The 16,510-nt window shown below is 63.5% G+C and carries 16 protein-coding genes; 2 read left to right on the top strand and 14 right to left on the bottom strand.

Annotated elements, in window-relative coordinates; genetic code table 11:
• Window positions 1-10: 10 nt before the first annotated feature.
• From ABZ490_RS34580 to ABZ490_RS34555, 6 genes are all read right to left on the bottom strand, one after another.
• Window positions 11-313, bottom strand: coding sequence for a SpdD protein (locus tag ABZ490_RS34580; RefSeq protein WP_358999246.1), 303 nt, complete (start codon window positions 311-313; stop codon window positions 11-13).
• 20 nt (window positions 314-333) lie between these two features.
• Window positions 334-489, bottom strand: coding sequence for a hypothetical protein (locus ABZ490_RS34575; RefSeq protein WP_167467581.1), 156 nt, complete (start codon window positions 487-489; stop codon window positions 334-336).
• A 15-nt stretch (window positions 490-504) separates the two neighbouring features.
• The gene (locus ABZ490_RS34570) at window positions 505-684 is read right to left on the bottom strand and encodes a mobile element transfer protein (RefSeq protein WP_358999243.1); all 180 of its coding nucleotides are present in this window, start codon (window positions 682-684) and stop codon (window positions 505-507) included.
• A 15-nt stretch (window positions 685-699) separates the two neighbouring features.
• A complete protein-coding gene (locus ABZ490_RS34565; protein WP_358999240.1) occupies window positions 700-1,365 on the bottom strand; it encodes a DUF2637 domain-containing protein in 666 nt (221 codons plus the stop codon).
• Between the two features lie 87 nt (window positions 1,366-1,452).
• A complete protein-coding gene (locus ABZ490_RS34560) occupies window positions 1,453-2,817 on the bottom strand; it encodes an FtsK/SpoIIIE domain-containing protein (protein ID WP_358999237.1) in 1,365 nt (454 codons plus the stop codon).
• A 5-nt stretch (window positions 2,818-2,822) separates the two neighbouring features.
• Window positions 2,823-3,170 (bottom strand): hypothetical protein, encoded by a 348-nt coding sequence (locus tag ABZ490_RS34555; protein ID WP_358999234.1) that lies wholly within the window; start codon window positions 3,168-3,170, stop codon window positions 2,823-2,825.
• A 214-nt stretch (window positions 3,171-3,384) separates the two neighbouring features.
• Here ABZ490_RS34555 and ABZ490_RS34550 point away from each other — a divergent pair, with 214 nt between their 5' ends.
• Window positions 3,385-4,056, top strand: a complete 672-nt coding sequence (locus ABZ490_RS34550) for a hypothetical protein (RefSeq protein ID WP_358999231.1) — start codon at window positions 3,385-3,387, stop codon at window positions 4,054-4,056.
• 92 nt (window positions 4,057-4,148) lie between these two features.
• Here ABZ490_RS34550 and ABZ490_RS34545 read toward each other — a convergent pair whose 3' ends face one another.
• From ABZ490_RS34545 to ABZ490_RS34510, 8 genes are all read right to left on the bottom strand, one after another.
• The gene (locus tag ABZ490_RS34545; RefSeq protein WP_358999228.1) at window positions 4,149-4,970 is read right to left on the bottom strand and encodes an integrase; all 822 of its coding nucleotides are present in this window, start codon (window positions 4,968-4,970) and stop codon (window positions 4,149-4,151) included.
• Window positions 4,967-5,818, bottom strand: coding sequence for a sigma factor-like helix-turn-helix DNA-binding protein (locus tag ABZ490_RS34540; protein ID WP_358999225.1), 852 nt, complete (start codon window positions 5,816-5,818; stop codon window positions 4,967-4,969). Before ABZ490_RS34540 ends, ABZ490_RS34545 begins: the two co-directional genes overlap by 4 nt.
• Before the next feature lie 175 nt (window positions 5,819-5,993).
• Window positions 5,994-6,395, bottom strand: coding sequence for an ATP-binding protein (locus tag ABZ490_RS34535; protein ID WP_358999222.1), 402 nt, complete (start codon window positions 6,393-6,395; stop codon window positions 5,994-5,996).
• A 96-nt stretch (window positions 6,396-6,491) separates the two neighbouring features.
• Entirely contained in the window at window positions 6,492-7,340 is an 849-nt protein-coding gene (locus tag ABZ490_RS34530) for a helix-turn-helix transcriptional regulator (RefSeq protein WP_358999219.1), read from the bottom strand.
• Window positions 7,341-7,803: 463 nt separating this feature from the next.
• A complete protein-coding gene (locus ABZ490_RS34525) occupies window positions 7,804-9,555 on the bottom strand; it encodes a response regulator receiver domain (RefSeq protein WP_358999216.1) in 1,752 nt (583 codons plus the stop codon).
• Window positions 9,552-12,581 (bottom strand): ATP-binding protein, encoded by a 3,030-nt coding sequence (locus tag ABZ490_RS34520; protein WP_358999213.1) that lies wholly within the window; start codon window positions 12,579-12,581, stop codon window positions 9,552-9,554. The genes ABZ490_RS34525 and ABZ490_RS34520 overlap by 4 nt, the downstream gene beginning before the upstream one ends.
• A 444-nt stretch (window positions 12,582-13,025) precedes the next feature.
• Window positions 13,026-13,538 carry a very short patch repair endonuclease gene (locus ABZ490_RS34515; RefSeq protein ID WP_358999210.1) on the bottom strand — a complete coding sequence of 171 codons (513 nt, stop codon included), beginning with the start codon at window positions 13,536-13,538 and terminating at the stop codon, window positions 13,026-13,028.
• Window positions 13,539-13,834: 296 nt separating this feature from the next.
• Window positions 13,835-15,154: a DNA cytosine methyltransferase gene (locus tag ABZ490_RS34510; protein WP_358999208.1), complete on the bottom strand. Its 1,320-nt coding sequence runs from the start codon at window positions 15,152-15,154 to the stop codon at window positions 13,835-13,837.
• Between the two features lie 130 nt (window positions 15,155-15,284).
• Between ABZ490_RS34510 and ABZ490_RS34505 the strand changes: the two genes are divergently transcribed.
• Complete coding sequence (locus ABZ490_RS34505) at window positions 15,285-15,959, top strand: Eco29kI family restriction endonuclease (RefSeq protein ID WP_358999205.1); 675 nt, start codon at window positions 15,285-15,287, stop codon at window positions 15,957-15,959.
• The last annotated feature ends 551 nt before the right edge of the window (window positions 15,960-16,510 follow it).

The following is a 16,510-nucleotide window of genomic DNA, read 5'->3' as shown; positions in this document are numbered from 1 at the left end:
TCAGGCGGGATCAGCGGCGGTCGCTCTTGAGGATCGAGCGGACCGTGACCGCGCAGACGGCCACGGAGGCGGCAGTGATGGCGACAGCGAGGAGCATGGAGACCAGGACCGCGCCGACGACCAGGACCAGGGCGCCGCCGCCGGCGACGAGCGCGAGCGTGCTGCCGGGGGTGAGCTGCGCGGCGGGCCGGTGGGAGACCGGTGCGGACGGGACCGGGGTGGGGGCCGGAACGTAGGGCGTCGAGCCGTACGGGGCCGGGTGCGTGAACGTCGTCGGGGCGGTGTCCTGCGGCGGGTACTTCGGAGTGAACACGTGAGTGGTCCCTTCCGGGGTCAGTCGAGGAGGGTGGCGACGGCGGGGGCGAGGACGCTGTTGGCGACGAGGTAGCCGCCGAGGAGGAGCAGGGCGACCAGCCACCACGGCGGGCGGGCGAGCTGGATGCCTAGGACGGCGACGACGAGCACGGCGAACCAGAGGGGCACGGTCATGGCGTGGACTCCTTCTCAGGCCTTGCAGCGGTGGGTGCGGGCGGCGAGTTCGGCGGCGGCGCGGCTGTCGTACTCGGCGGAGAAGTCGCAGCGGGGCGCGGTGCACGTGGCCAGGTGACGGTTGCGGCCGCGGGCGAGGTACGAGGCGATCTGTACGGGGCCGATACGGCGGACGTTGCGGAAGCGCGGGTTCACAGTGGTCGTCCCTTCTCAGAGGTGGGCGGCGACGGATGCCGTCATGGACGGGGGCAGGCCGAGCCGGGCACGTAGGGCGTCGGGGTCGGCGGGGTGGCCGGTCGCGGAGCGGTGATCTGCGGCGAGGGCCTGGAGGCGGTCGACCAGCGCGGGCGGCAGTGCGACGACGGGGGCCGAGGCAGGGGCGGCGGCCGGTTCCGGTTCCACCGGGTGGTCGCGGTGGGGTACGCCGTCGATCGCCACCGGGGTGGGATGTGGCTCAGACGCCGTCGCAGGCGTGGCCGAAGCGGCGGGTTCCTGCGGCATGCGAACCGTGTGCGCCAGGAGGGTCCCACCGAAGAAGGCGACAGCGGGCCAGCCGGCCACGACCACTCGCAGCGAGGCGGGTACGTCGTCCAGGTCGAGGAGTCCGGCGGTGGCGACGTTGGCGCCGAGGGATGCGGCCAGGGCGACCAGGAACCACAGGCGCGGTCCGCCCGCGGGTTGTCCGGCGCGCTGTTGTTCGCGCATCCGGCGCCAAGCGGCGACCAAGAGCAGGTCGACGCTGACCGGGTAGGCCCATGCCTTCCAGCCGCCCTGTCCGGCCGCTTCCGCCAGGTCGTGAAGGTGGGAGAAGGACAGGGCGCCCGCGATGACGGCTTGGACGATCACGGCGTCCACGCGGGCGAGGTGGGCACGCATCGAGTCGTTCTCCTTCCGGTTCCAGGCATGGGAGGGGTAGGGACGCGGCGTGAGGCGGTCACGCCGACCGTGTGGAGAGGGGTGCGGCTACTCGCCCACCGGGCGCGCGGCCGGTACGGCGACGGCGGCCGCGGGCGACTCGACAGCGGTGGCAACGGCGGGCCGGAAGGCGTCGACGCGAGGCAGCGGCGGCACCAGGGCGGAGGTGGCACGGCAGACGGCCGCAGCTTCGTCGAGGGTCAGGTGCGGGGAGCGGGCACGGGACCAGCCGCCGGAGGAGTCGCCGACAATGGCGACGCCGGGGCGTTCGGCGGGGATGGCGGTGGCGGCGAGGGCCGCTTCCGGGGAGATGTCGGCGAGCGCCATGTTGGCCGAGGACTCGTCGTTCACGCGATGGCAGATGCGGCCGGTGAGCTGGGCGCGGAGCATGGTGGCGCCCTTGCCGAGTTCGGAGCCGAAGCGCTGGCCGCACACTTCCAGGTAGATGCCAGCGGCGCGGCCGAGCTGGGCGATACGAATGATCTTGGTGACCATGGCGTCGCGTCGCTTCTCGTCGTCCCGACTGGCCGCCAGGAAGAGTTCCGCCACCTCGTCGACGACGACCACGACGGGGACGGGCCGCACGTTCTCGGGCAGCCCCCAGATGTCGGAGGTGAGAGCGGTGTCCGGGCCGAACCCAGACTTCAGGCCGATGAGTCGGAACCGCGCTTCCATCTCCTCCAGCAGGGCGTCAAGGAGTTCGTTCGCCCGGTCCGGGGTGTCGGCGAGGGCCGACAGACGCGGCGCGAACGGGGCGAGTTCGACGCCCCACTTGCAGTCGATCCCGACGAGCACGACCGGTTGGCGGGCCAGACCGCACAGCAGGTTGCGCAGGAAGACGGACTTGCCGGACTGCGTTGCGCCGAGGATGAGTTCGTGCGGCACGGCGCGGAAGTCCCGTACGTGCCAACGTCCGTCGTCCCGCAGCGCCAGCGGGAGCGACAACAGACCGCCGCCGTTGCGTCGCCGGGAGGGCCGCACGTCCGCGAGCACGTCCCAGCCGATCAGCCGCAGTTCCAGCCGACCCGGCTTCGTCGGACGGATGTGTACGGCGTGCGCCGCCCAGGCATGTCGTAGCCGGTCGGCGGAGGCCATGAAGTCCTCCGGAGCCTGTCCGGTCGCCATCCGCAGGCGCATCACCAGACCGGAACCGGTCGGCACGGGGAAGGACCGCCGAGGCGGCACCGGGGCCGCTTCCCGCCCGATCATCCGGGCGGTGGCCCGGCGCATGGCCGACGCGGGGACGGTCAGGCCGCACGCGTCCATCGTGGCCCGGTACGTCGTCAACACCCGGACCGCGACGAGTGGATAGCCGACGAGCCACCAGAACGCGACTGGCGCACGGCGCCGCAGCACCAGCAACGCGACCAGGCCGAGCAGACCCAGAGCGAGCATCCATACGGTGTCGGTCATGGCGATCAGCCCTGCACCGGGGCCGGCGCGTTGACCATGACGGCGTCCGCCCGGTAGGCGATGCCGTGCCGCATCCGACCACCGAACTCACTCTCCCAGGGCCTGGCGACGAGCCCGGACACGATCACCGCCGCGCCCATCATCAGCCCCTCGCCAAGGCCCGATTCCGGAACGGTCACCTTGATCATGTCCGATCCGCCCTGCGCGATGAACACCAGCTCCAGCACCATCAGCCGCTGGTTGGTCACCGGGTCCACGGCGACCTCTCCGGTCTGACGGTCTTTCACCTTGACCTCCGGAAGCTTCGTGACCAGCAGCGTTGCGGCGGAGACGTCTACGGGGATGAAACGCATCTTCTGAACCTCACTGGACTACCGGGACCTCATAGGCCCGCTCGACTTGGATACCCCCCTAGACAGCGAGGGGCGACCCACCCCATCCGTCTAGGGGGGTTGACGACGACAGTAAACCGACGCGCCGTCAATTGTCTAGGGGGGTATACGGATCGGATGATGGACGACGACTTCTCCCGTGCGTCGCACGGCCGTGCCGGGTACCGTCCACCTGGTGAAACCGCATCCCTCCAGCAAGGTTCCCGACGGGCTGACGCGAAGGGCTCGGTCCTTTGTCACCGAGCACGGCGTCAAGATCGACACGAAGTCGATCGAGGAGCACAGGGACTGGTGGCTCGAGCGGAACATACCGACGGCAGTGATCGACCGGATGGCCGCCTACCAGCAACGATGGGGCGGCCTGGTCCTGCCGCCGGCACCGAAGTACGACGGAGGCCCCAAATACTTCCACCCCGACGCTCCTGAAGGCTCGCCCGCTGAAGGGTGGTCGTTCGAAGCGGGAGACCAACGGACCGCGGTCCCCTACTCGTTCATGATCGGGCCGAACGGAGAGTTCGGCATCCACTCACATCAGTGGACACCCCTTCACGCGACTGTCGAGGGGTGGGTGGAATCGCTCGCACTGGCCTACCACGCGTCCATGTGGGCGAAGCAGATCACCAAGGTCACCGGCAACGACGTCGACAGCATCCCGCTGGGCGCCTACGAGCCGGTGCGCGAGGTGAAGGGGCTGGCGGACACCTGGTGGCGAGGAGCCGACTCATTGGTGGCGGTGTACTCGGGGGAGGCCGACTCCCTGTCCTTCCCGGCCGCCCGCACTGCGCTGATCTACTCCGGCCTTGACGAGTGGGGGCTGCGAGGAGAAGTCGAGGACACGGACACCTGAATCGGCGGATCGCGGATTCCGGCCCCTGGCCTCGCTTCGGTCGTCCCGAGCTTCGGCAGGTCATCCCGCGCCTGTGCACGGCGTCTACAGACTCAGGACAGCACCCAATGCACGACGGTGGCATCATCCTGCGCCTTGCCGCGGGGCCAGCGCCGACCATCAGGATCGCTGGCCTCTGCCTCCCTCACGCGGTCGATCAATTCATCCGGACCAGACGAACCGAGAACCGCCAGCACCCCTTCCCATGTGGCAAGCCCGAAGGAGTCGACGAGTCGTGTCGCACCGTCGCTCAGCAGCGTCACGGACATCAGCGAGTCGAGCGGCGCCACCCCTGTAAGCGCGTGGCCGGCCGCTTGCGGATCAGGCCCGGCGATCCAGAAGCCGCCTGTCCGGTTGCGGAGCCCGGTCAGGGCGTCGCGGTACTTGGCCAGGGCGACAGCGTGCTCGGGTGAGCCGGTGGGCAGCTGATCGACCGGGCCGCGCAGCCGCTTGCCAACCTCGTCCAAGCGCTGGTCGGTGACGGCCGTCGTCTTCCCGTCCTTGTCGGCGAGGAGGAGGGTGGAGTCTCCGAGGACGAGGTATTCGAGACCTCCCGTGTTGGCCCGCACGGCAACGACTGTGCTGGTCGGACTGGCCTTATAGGTCAGGTCGCAGCCGTCCCCGTGCAGGGACCGGACGACACGGATCGAGTCGGCGAGGCAGTCGGCGAGTGGCCGGGCGGGGTGCGCCGTGATGGTGCTCAGCAGCAGCCCGCCCAGCGTCGCGGAGAACCACGCGATGCCGTGCAAGCATCCGGTCTCCGCCCCGGCCACGCCAGCACCGTCGAGGAGGACAGCCGCACCCGGGGCAGCTGCGGCAAAGTCCTCGTTCCCCCGTCCCGGATCAGCGGGCTGTGAGCCGAGGGCGACGTTCACGCCCCCGACTCCTCATCGTGCAGGTAGAGCGGGGTGAGCAGCTCGACGGACTGCGGCTCATCGGTCGCAGGGTCGTACTCGACGCTCACCAGCGTGGAGAAGTGACGTTCGCCCACCTGCCCCCAGAGCGCGTTGAGATCCGAGGCCAGGAGCTGCACGACACCGAGCGAGCCCGCCGTGTGGATTCCCGCGATGGCGAGGACAGAGCCGTTGCCGTCGGGCCGGGGCAGACGGCCGAGGTATCCGACGTCATGCGGCCGGTACGGCTCAATGTCCGCTCCAGCGCGGTAGGACGTGCCACTACGCCGGTCCACCAACGCCCACGGCTCCCCGTCCGGGTGCTCCCAGCCGAGTACCGGGTCCTGAGCGTACAAGTCGCTCATGGCCTGGGACATGCCCGGCCCGCAGACGACGACCAGGCCGTCCCGGTTGAGGTCGACCTCACCGCTCACCTGGACGTGACCGGAGCTGACGGCGAGTCCGTACGACTTGGCCAGCTCTTCGAGCCGCTTCCCGGAGTTCATGTCAGCCATGGCGACGACCGGACGCTTCTTCTCACCGTCCCACCGCAGCGGGGTGACGATCGTGACGGCGCCCGCCCCGAGGAACGCTCCCTCGGGCGCCGGCCCAGTGTGCCGAATCTGGTGGATGCGCCCACGGCTCAGGCCCGCCTTCTCGGCGATCTGCGCGTACGACAGCCCTTGCGCATGGAGGTCCTGAACCACACGGCGACGGAGCCGGGCGAGTTCGGTCACCTCCTGCTGCGCGTCGGCCAACCGCGTCGTGACCTCACGCAGGAGCAGGTACGGATCATCGATCGCCATGATCCGCTGCAACTCGTCCGACATGACCACACCTCCTAGAAGTACCCAGGAGTCTAGGGCCCTAGACGGAATGGGCGGGAGTCGCCTGCCCGAACGAACCCCGATCACGAAGAAGCCGGCTCTCCGCCGAGGCACTCCCTTGGGGCTCACCCTTCACAGCCCTTGAGGCAGACACCGAGTCCTGCCGCCCAGGAGAGCATCACGCACCGTTCCGCGGCAGCTCGGCCCACACGCAACGACCGCCGGCGGGCCGGTCCCGCACTCCCCAGTCCTTGGCGCAGGCCGCGATCAGCATCAGCCCACGGCCACCCTCTTCCACCTGGCTGGTCACACTGCGAAGCAGGGGCTCCTCGTCGCCGCCCTGGTCCGTCACCTCAACGCGCACCAGGTCGTCACCGAAGTGGACAGCGACGAGGAACCATCCTCGATACCAACCGCTGCGTGTGTGCCGGACAGCGTTGGCGGCCAGTTCGCCGACGATCAGCACGGCATCATCGACGACGTCCGAGCCCTCGTCGTCGAGCATGGCGGCGACGAAGTGACGAGCCTCGGCCACCTGCCAAGCCTGGCCCGGAAAGATGCGGCACCACTTTGTGGGCATGGGAAAGCACTCCTCACCGTCTAGGGGGCTAGACATCACACGGCAGACTATTCCCAGAGGCAAGCACCAGGCCAGGCATCTTGAGGAATTATTCCTCTAACGAGTGGCGGAGTCTCCCAACTCCTGAAACTCCTTCATCACGCTCAGGAGCAGTTCCCGCACCTCGGCACCGAAGACAGCCGCCTCCGCGAACCGGGCGAAGGCATCCTCATACGCAGCCAGTTCAGCTGCGTCGGTCAAGACCTGCTCACCGCGGAAGGTCTCGACGACGACCGCCCGCCGGTCGCACAAGGTGAACCCCTGGCGAGGCATGACCGGCACCGCACGACGCCACGGGATGACCCCGAGCTGCACCGTACTCAGGCTCTCGACAGCCAAGAGCCGGTCGAACTGGGCCAGCATGAGCGCGGGATTCCCCGGCCAGGTCCGCAGGACGCCTTCCGTCAGCACGAACACTGACTCCCGCCCCGGTTCGTACAGGAGGCTCTGCCGCTCCACACGGGCGGCGACAGCACGGCCGATGGCTTCGGGTGTCGCGTTCGGCGCGCTCTCGAAGACGTGGCGTGCGTACTCGGCGCTCTGGAGCATGGCCGGCAGGACAACGCACTGGAACGAGCGGACCAGGCTGGCGGAGCGCACCGCGTCGTCCAGGACACCCGCGGGACTTGCCTCGCCGGATACTTGGTCATCGTCCGGCGCGGCTTCCACCGCGGCCAGGAGCTCACGCACCTCACGGGTGGTCGGCTCGTCGAGACCCAACGCCGACGACAGGCGCCCCAGAACATCGGGGCTGGGAAGCATGCGCCCGTTCTCCACCTTGGACACAGTCGGTTGACCGACACCGGCGCGCTGCGCCAACACCGCACCCGTCAGACCGACTTCCAGGCGAAGCCCCCGAAGACGTGCCCCGAGCACCCTCAGCCGCTCCCGCCGTTCACTCCCCATACCCAGGGTTCTACACCACGGGACTGCGGGGACCAGGCCCATGAACCTCACTGCTCACGACCAGCAGCCCAGCCATGATTCAAACTTTCTCTACTGGTTCAAGGCGGCTCGCTCCGCTCCCCGCGCGCGGCCCGGCCCCCGGCCGGGCCTGCGCTCCAGTCTCCGCCCCGCTCCAGCCCGGCCGGCGCCCGTGCCACGCACACAGCAATCAGAGACCTGACGTGCGAGAAAGAGTACGTCGCGGCTGGGGCGGTCGCCTCCACGGCTTTAGGCAGCCACTTTGGCGCGAGCCTCGAAGATCATGGCCCCAACGTCGTGCTTTACCGGGCAGGTCCACAGACTGCCCGACGCGCCGGAAGCTTACGGGGCCATGATCACTCGCGCCAAAGCAGCTCCAGCCCAAAGCCGCTCCACCGACCTACACATGACCTGTGCGGGTCTCATACGCTCACGAAAGGACTGGCTAACGATTGAGGCCGTTGTTCCTGAGCCACTCGGATTCATCCAAGCCCACTCGACTAATCAGGCGACCCATTTCATGAGATACACGCAACGCATGCTCGGGACGCAGCTCGCCTACCCATAGAAATTCCTCACCGGCATCGCTGGTGAAGCACGGGATGCCCTGTTTGCCAATAGCTCTCACCACCCGCTCATCGCCAGTGCGACGAAACGGAACCATAATCATGTCATACGGCTTGGCCTTACTGGCGAGAACCCGCCTGCTCTTGCGGTGATCGAGAGCCAGGAAGTGGAACTCCTTTCCGAGTTCCACTTCAGATAGCGGAATCATCGGAAACCCGCGAGGCATATCCATCTCCAATCTCTCCGAGTCACAAAGCGGCTGCAAACATAGCAAGAATTCGAGTTTCGAATCCCCCTCTTCCAAATCCTTCAGCAAGTCCGTGGCTGATTTAGCTGAAGAGACCCCATCACCTCGAACCAAGATGGTTCCCAGCTGGAGAGTCGGTTCTTGCGCAGCACTATATCCACTGTGAAGATCCCTGGAGAAACAGGAGAGCCTGCCCAATTCCTCTTCCGATACGCGCGCTTGATCTGACGTCACAAATAGTGAGGCAACAGTTGCCACGTTATTGATGCCCAGCTTCCCACCCCGGGTATCGTGCAGTGTGGAAACATCGACAGATTCCTGCGAGAGGAGTCCCAAAACGCTCTCTGCCGAGACTTCCTTCAGAGCATCCTTTTTACCCTGCACAGACGGGGCGAACGCCGAATCAGCGAGCCGAGCCTTTGCCCATGACTGAATGCGCTCACGCGAAATCATATCGCCAGCACCAGCCGACTCCAGAAGTGACTGCACCTCTCGAGCTATCAGCTGGATAGCGAATCGCTTGCCCTCACCGCTGAGTATGTCATGGCTGACGAATGCCGGATCCAATTCGCTCCGGAACCGCTGCAGAAGCGCCGGCGCGTTGTCCCGCAGTAGGCTCAGACTTTTCAGTGCGAACCCCGGCAAGATGCCATGGGATGCTCGGGCAAACTCCCTCACGATTCTTTCAGGAAGCTCTACTTCAGGCACCACCGCCGCCTCATAAATAGGAGGACGGCTCACTCCAGCCTTTCCCAGAACCGAGATTCGAAAGTCCCTTGCTTCAAGCTGCAGCCTGTCGTCATCTTCGAGTTCATCCAGCTTATGGCCCTCATTCAGCAACATCTGACGAAGGACGTCTCGGACCCCATAAAGGTCGGGATCATTTGTGTAGACGCAAATCAGTCGTAGCCGCCCGAGCTTGCCCTGTTCGGTCTTCAACAAGCGGGCCACGAGCCGAGATGTGGTCTGGCCTGTGTCACCATTCAGTGACCAGTCGAGCACCAAGACATCAGATCGCATGAAGAGACGGTCATAGCTCCCCTCGGTCAGGGCATTCCGTTGTTCGACGGTAGCTGGACGCAAGTACCCACAGACCAGCCCGTAACCTGCAAAGGCTTCTGAGAGTACAGCGCCATCTAGATCCGATTCGACTCGTGGGACCTTTCCTTCCTGGCGGGCTTTTGGAGGTTCCTGCGAAGCTGCCGGCCTTCCTTCTGACTCTGCTGGCACAGAAAAAGGATCAAAGCCGTCAAAGACTTCATCGTCTCCCGTAATATCCTCGCCCTCAAGCGGCTCAATAGCCACCTGATCGTCAACGACGACAACGGTTTGTAGGTAGTGCCTGGCGGCATCAACCGACCAGTGCTCAAGCTCCTCAGTCATTCTTCCTCCCCCAACTCGCTCGCTTCGATGTCGTCTGGCGGATTGATCGAGAAACTCGCGCCTACGCCCTGCCCTCCGGGCCCCGGCAAGGATGCCGCACTATCCGGCCATGGCAGACCACCATCAGCGACCGCTTCCAGCGACCATCCGCTTCTCTGCAGTACGTCTCTGCTGATCTTCAGGCCTAGCCCCCGCCCCCCCGGCTTTCGCGAGAACCCATGCTCAAAAATCGCTTCGCGGTCACGGAGCGAAATGCCAGGACCGTTATCCTCAACAATCAAGGCGCCACCCCGCTGCCCCAACTGCACAATACGAGGCTCCGGCCTATCTGCCAGCCAAAAGATCGCATTATCAACCAAGTTGACAAAGACAGGGTAAAACGTAGACGGGTAGCCCACAAAGGAATAGTCTTCGAACGACGGACTCACCCGGAGATCGACATCGTGACGCCGAAACCTCTCACCGAAAAGATCGCGAACGAATTGCGCCACTTGGAAACCTCTAATATTTGTTGGCTTCCGGTACAACCTCCTCTGCAGCGGCGTGAAAAGCGTTAGGTAATTATCCAGGTGCTCGAAAGCAGTCGCTAGCTCCCGCTCAATATGGCCGAGTTTCTCATTCCGCTGACCCCAAGGGCGCAAAGCACGCAGATTTCGCCTCACGGTCTTAATGCTTGACGAGAACTCGTGATTGATCAGCTCTACGGCTCTTCCCAGCTGTGTAAGTTCGAGATCTGTGTCCACCTGCGCACGAAGGGCAATAACCTCCTCTTCCACAGCCTCAAGCTGTTCATCCAAGCTGAGGCCACGAGACACGCTCTCAAAGCTTCCTAGAAATCGGCGGATTGGATCCAATGATTCCTTCTGCCGCTGAAGCTCTCTCTCCAGTTCCTGCAGAAGTCGTCGGCGCAAAGCGAAAAGGTCATCTTCCGTTGCTGACGGTGGAAGGTCTGTAATTCGTCGCGTCAGCTCCCTAGCAAAGTCTGACGCATTTTGAACTGCCGAACGAACTTTGCCTGAGATGCCGTCGGAAATCTGCTCAGATCTCGTCCGGATCGCTTGAACATCTTGCGACCAGTCGTAAAGATCCCGGCTCGCGGACTCCTCGAAATCCTCCTTGATTCTTTCTCTCAGGTGTGAGATCGGCGCCAAACGCCCAGCCCGGATTGCTGTCATCTCACTGATTCTGACAGCGGCCCCAGGCACGACAGCAGTTACCAGCTCATCCCGAAGTCGCTCATAAACATTCCAATCCCTGCTGGTTTCGCGATCAAGTCCTACCCCGTCGGGTTTACGTAGCGTGTAGTTATGAACTAGGCTTTCCAGATCTCTGCGAGCCGCCTCTTCTAGCTCAAGGGTGGATTCCAGAGCATCTGGTGCAGTATCACTAAGACGAGCAAGTTCGCGCTCAACACGCGATACCGTGTTAGCAACTAGCGTGGCAGGTTTCGATTCAGAAAATTCTCCAATTACTTGTTGAAGTCGAAAACGAAAACCGTCACGCTGCGCATCAGCGACTCTGGCGCGCGCACGACGAATCTTCTCTGTACGTTGGAGTTCGTCTCGCTTCGCTAGGAATTCCTGCCCTTGCGTGCCGCTGGACCTAAAGAAGTCGGCGGCAAGCTGAACCATGAAATTCTCGAGAATGCCTCTCATTTGCCGGTACGCGATATTTTCGCGAAATCCCTCACGACCGGCCTTCTCCTGCAAGGCAGGATTCGAAGAAGACGACAGCTCGATAGCCCCGAACATCCTCCGATACGAGAAGAAGTAGTAACCCTGGTTTCGGCTCCGCCGCTCTTCGATCTGGAGATAATCTACGTCACTCTGGCCGTAAGGAAGAATTCTAATGCCGTCTTTATACACGTACAATCCCGCGATTTTTTCTAGTTTTGCAGAAATATCTCCATGGTCTTGAGGCGTGAGACTGCTCTGCGCCAGGCTGTAGTGCACGTATGCAAAGTGAATCTTAAACGGACCACATTGAGTTGCAGCCCCTCGCCCCGCCCGCCACGGGATAACGTGGTCTACGGGATCTTCTCTGTAAACAGACACCTGCCCACGAAATGTTCCGTACTCATCAAACGTTCCGGAGAATTCGTGATCAGCTTTTTTAAAATCAGATCGCCTGAAAAATTCATCGCCATCTAGAACGTCCGTGGCAACACCGTCATCGGTGCGAACCACGAATGACGTCTTCATTTCTGGTTCTCTGGCGTCTGTCGACATTGAATTCGAGAATCCAGCCAACAACTTGAAGAGACGGCTCGCTTGGCCCTTGTTTGCGTTACTTCCTTCAATCTCTCCTGGCAGAGATTCGTCGACAGGCGTTACGATGAATGCCGTTCCATAACCAGCGTTGCTGGTGATATGTGGACCAGGAATCCGTTCAATAATTGTGGGGTCGATCTGATCTAGCTGAGCCAGCTGATCGCGGATCGTCGCTTCGGTTGTCCTATCCAGTCGACCAGAGAGGCGGACCAAGTTCGCACGAACCTCGTCAGTCAATTGCTCGACCACTGATCGATCAACTGTTCCTACCACCGGAATGACGGGAATGTGGATATCTTCAAGATTCACACCGGGTGCACCGAAAAGAGTCCAAGGGAGCAGGGCTGCGATAACCGGGGATGGATTCTCTTCGACTGCTAGCGGGGGGCGCTGCCGCGTCAGCACTAGGGTTTGGGAACCGAGTGCAGCAATAGCAAGACGTCCGATCCCCTTCTCTCCCATGACAGGGCGCTTCGTGAACCCCAGGGGGATTGGTGGTGGTGGGAGCCGCCCTCCCGCAGCCTTGCTGTCAGTCCCAATAGTAAGCCACCGTTCCAAGAAGTCCCTTTGGCTCATGCCCACTCCGTCGTCGCGCAGGATCAATACGTTGCGATCCTTTAGCCAATCAACGACTACAGATTTGGCATACGCGTCAAAGGAATTCTTGAAGAGTTCATTGATTGCTGTGGGAATGCCTGCAATCTGCTGCCGGCCGAGCATGTCCACCGTTCGGGCCGAGGTGCGAAAGTTAGCCACGCTAGCGAACTCCTGACGAGGATCGGGGCCCGGGATACCCTCAGGCCCGATCATGCTAGCGGTGCATACCCCCACTCGTGGAGGCTTTCGAACGCTTCGCCGCTCCACGGGTAGTGGCAACGCCTTCTCTTACGTCTGGAGCTGGAGCAACGTGCCTAGAGGCTTAGCTCCGGAGCGCCAGCTAGCCGGGGCCGGCGGCGCTGAAGGATGGCCGGGTGCGTCAAGGCAAGCGCCCGCTTGTGGTGTTGACCAGTAGAGGACGGGGTCAAGATGAGAAGCGTCGCGTCCTCAGGATGCGCGGCCTGGTAGACCTGGGGAGTGGCCTGGAGAAGATTCACTCCCGAGGCGCAGTACTCCGAGTCGGCCCTTCGTTGCTTGAAGATGGTGTGCTGTACCTGTCTGCCTCTCGAACGAGGGCTAACACCAAGTCGTGATCGGTGCTGGTTAGTCGTCGGTTCCCGAGCCACGCGGCGAACTAGCCGGCACCCGACCTTCAGACGTACCTGAGCAACGTTCAAGTGCAGAGATGACCTCCGCAGCTGCCACCTCAGGAGCCTCGTGCTCCCAGACACGGACAACTGTCCATCCCTGCTCACGGAGTCGGGCGTTCGTATCGGCGTCTCGGGCCCGGTTTCCCTCGATTTTCTCTTGCCACCAGTGCGAGCGTTTCACAGCCGGGCGGTAGTGCTCGGGGCAGCCATGCCAGTAGCAACCGTCCACGAATACGGCGACGCGTGCCTTGAGGAATACAAGGTCTGCGGTGCGACGGAGAGTCCCAATCGGCCGAGCGTCGACTCGGTAGCGTAGCCCTTGACGGTGAAGCAGTGAGCGGAGCTGGCGTTCAGGCTTGGTGTCGCGGCTCCTGTTGGCGGTCATCACAGCGCGCACAGCTGTGGAGGATGCCTTGGAGTCACTGGGCAAGACTTCGTCTCGAACCAGGCCCGCCGCGCGAGCCATCGCCCAAGCTTGCAGCAGATTGGCCGCTCGAGTAGCCGCGTCGACTTCACCTATGTAGTTCTCGCGGGTGCGTCCTCCCTCAGACCACCGAAGATAAGCGCGGATGCGACGCGTTCGACGATAAACCCGTAGGGCAATGGAACCCGTGGCTCGCTTGTCTTCGTCTAGGACAACGACACGGCGATGCCGGCCCCCAGCCGCACGATCCTGCTCCCCTGAGCGGGCTGCGCGAGACATCCCCGGACGCGGCTTCCATGCCCGATCCGGAGGAAGTTGGTTGCTCCAGCCGCGTTGGGTCACACCCGCCCCTCAGCATCGTCCAATGCGTCACGCACAGCGGCGGCGAAGACCTCTCCCAACCTGACAGGAACAGCGTTGCCGAGCTGGCGCATCCGCTCACCACGAGGGCCAGCAAGGACCCAGTCATCAGGGAAAGTCATCACTCGCGCCGTCTCTCGGACGGTCATGTATCGACACCCGGTGCCGTCGAAGGTGGGGTCATCTAGGCGCACCACGGACTCACCGCCGGGAACACCGTGCACACCGGCCTTGACCGTCTTAGCAGGGCGGTCAAGTTCGTTGGGAGTGTGGCCAGCATAGATACGGGCACCGGGCCAGCCGATGTGATCAGGAATTCCTTCGACCATGAGTCTGCCGTGGACAGCCTCCAGCGAAACGGGAGGCAGTGGCTTTTTTTCGTTTTCATCAATACCCGCGATGGCGTCACGGAGCGTGCGCCACGGCTTCTTACCATCCGGCATGAGGGGCAGCGGCGGCAGATTTGCCATGACTTTCCCGCGTACCTCGTCGATGCCCAGAACGTCGTCGTGCCGCTTCCAGTACGTCCCGTCATACATGGAGTGAACCAGTGCGGCCTCCGAATACTGTGGCTCGGGCTTGAACCTGTCCCAGGCCACCCCCAGGTCCGAGCGGAACGCAACGATGATTACGCGTTGCCGGACCTGGGGGACACCGTAATCTGCAGCGTTGACCGGCATATACGTGACGTCGTAGCGCTCCGACGGATCGGCACTACCCTCTCGCAGTACCTTCCGAAGAACCTCATCGTGTTCTTCCCATGTGGCACCTTCGGCCCGCTGGACGAAGGGAAGGCTCATTTCCCGAATGATGTACTCGAAATACGGGGAGAATGATTTCCGGAGCAGGCCGCGTACATTCTCACAGATCACGGCCTTGGGGCGCATTTCGCGAATCGCTCGGAACATTTCGGGGAACATGTTCCGCTCGTCCTCGGTACCCTTAGCCACACCTCCGAGACTGAACGGCTGGCAGGGCGGCCCACCGGCAAGGACATCTACCGTCGCATCCCGCAGGAACTCGAACGACGGGATTTGCCGCACATCCCCGGGTACCAAAGGCCAGCCAGCGGCGCGCCGCCCCGGGTGGCCCTTCCCCGGCTCGGGCATGGACACGTCGTCTAGGTCTCGGGGAAGCGCCCCGTTCTCAGTCAACGTCTCCAAGGCCCGTTTGGCGAACTCATTGACCAGGAGCGGCCGGAAGCCCGCGTTGTGTACAGCCATCGCTAGGCCGCCTCCACCCGCGAAAAGCTCAACAGACGTCCTGTCGGTGAACTTGTGTTTCTCCTGATCAGACATGACCAAAGCGTACCGCGGACTTGTTGATCATGGGGACAGACCTGCGCAAGTACTGCTTCACCAGGGGAAACGCACGACTAGAGTGATCGCCGCATCAGCAGGCATCGGTCGAGGAGGGGGACTGCACCACATGTCGGAGGCATCACCTGTGAATGGCGGCCGCAGGCCGCGCAACTGGCGCGAAACCGCGCTTCGCCCTGATCCCTACGACCCGCTGACACTGGAGAACCTCGGGCGCAGCATCGAGATGCAGATGCTGGAGATGGAGCCGGCCCCGCTCACCGACGTGCCTCTGATGATAGGAGCCGGAATCTACGCCCTCTACTACGTCGGCTCCCATGAGCTGTACGCACCCATCGCAGAGCCGTACTGCCAGAGTCCCATCTATGTGGGCAAGGCCACTCCGGAGGGCGGGCGTAAGGGCACCGGGTCTGGCGCCGCTGACGATGAGGACGCCCTATGGGATCGCCTCCGAGACCATCGGCGATCCATCGAACAAGCTTACGATCTCGACGTGGCGGACTTCCGAGTGAGGTACCTGGTCGCCGTCGACTTCTTCGTCTCCCTCGCCGAGCAGGTCATGCTTCGACAGTTCAGGCCGGTGTGGAACGCCATCGTTGACGGCTTCGGGAATCATGCACCGGGTAGCGGCCGGACCAGCCAGGCGCGGCCCCCGTGGGACGACCTCCACCCTGGGCGCTCGTGGTCGGCACCGGAGAAGATGCCGAAGCCCAGTCAGTACACCGCCCAAGAGTCGAGGATCCGAATTCTGAACCACTGGAAACAGTTGGGCCTCATCTCCTAAGCCGCTTGGCTTCCTGCGGAGTTACTCCAATGCGGCAAGTGCCAGAGCAAAGAGCTGAACGGGTCTCGCCGAGTCCGAAGTCGTAGGTCCACCGCGCGGTTCACAGGGTCGCATGCCAGGTGCAACGGTCGGCATCAGTCAGTCCCACGACTGAGGTCTCACATCTAAGCGATGCTCAGCAGCCCGTGGACTATCCGTGGACTGGGCCTGCCCGACCTACTGCAGTTGGGGCCGCGACCTGCCGCGTTGCCCAGTCCTCAAGCGGCCTCCGGAGCCGTGTGCGCAGGTTCGAATCCTGCCGGGGGCACCTTGATTCAGGTGCCCAAAGACCCCGCCATCAGCGAGAACGCTGGGGACGGGGTCTTCGCGTATGTGTAGGCGGATGGTGCCCGAAGCCGATCTGTGTCGGGGTCTGTGGCCAGCTGTCAGTGCAACCTCTGCGGTGGCCGGTGAGTCCTAGTGACCTGGTTTTGAGTTCTGGGCTCGCCCCATGAGTCGTGTTCTGTTTCAGATCTTGTGCTCTGCCTGACGGAGCCGGCATCGTTCCGGTG

Origin of the sequence: Streptomyces sp. NPDC005811 (assembly GCF_040630405.1) — a bacterium.
GTDB lineage: Bacteria > Actinomycetota > Actinomycetes > Streptomycetales > Streptomycetaceae > Streptomyces.
Note: the sequence above shows the minus strand (reverse complement) of the source record. Positions and strands in the feature narration are given on the sequence as shown.

Bases quoted from the DNA above. Each gene is read 5' to 3' on its own strand.
- ABZ490_RS34530 (WP_358999219.1), bottom strand. From the start codon at position 7,340: ATGGGGAGTGAACGGCGGGAGCGGCTGAGGGTGCTCGGGGCACGTCTT.
- ABZ490_RS34525 (WP_358999216.1), bottom strand. From the start codon at position 9,555: ATGACTGAGGAGCTTGAGCACTGGTCGGTTGATGCCGCCAGGCACTAC.
- ABZ490_RS34560 (WP_358999237.1), bottom strand. From the start codon at position 2,817: ATGACCGACACCGTATGGATGCTCGCTCTGGGTCTGCTCGGCCTGGTC.
- ABZ490_RS34555 (WP_358999234.1), bottom strand. From the start codon at position 3,170: ATGCGTTTCATCCCCGTAGACGTCTCCGCCGCAACGCTGCTGGTCACG.
- ABZ490_RS34505 (WP_358999205.1), top strand. From the start codon at position 15,285: ATGTCGGAGGCATCACCTGTGAATGGCGGCCGCAGGCCGCGCAACTGG.
- ABZ490_RS34540 (WP_358999225.1), bottom strand. From the start codon at position 5,818: ATGTCGGACGAGTTGCAGCGGATCATGGCGATCGATGATCCGTACCTG.
- ABZ490_RS34515 (WP_358999210.1), bottom strand. From the start codon at position 13,538: ATGGCTCGCGCGGCGGGCCTGGTTCGAGACGAAGTCTTGCCCAGTGAC.
- ABZ490_RS34535 (WP_358999222.1), bottom strand. From the start codon at position 6,395: ATGCCCACAAAGTGGTGCCGCATCTTTCCGGGCCAGGCTTGGCAGGTG.
- ABZ490_RS34510 (WP_358999208.1), bottom strand. From the start codon at position 15,154: ATGTCTGATCAGGAGAAACACAAGTTCACCGACAGGACGTCTGTTGAG.
- ABZ490_RS34575 (WP_167467581.1), bottom strand. From the start codon at position 489: ATGACCGTGCCCCTCTGGTTCGCCGTGCTCGTCGTCGCCGTCCTAGGC.
- ABZ490_RS34565 (WP_358999240.1), bottom strand. From the start codon at position 1,365: ATGCGTGCCCACCTCGCCCGCGTGGACGCCGTGATCGTCCAAGCCGTC.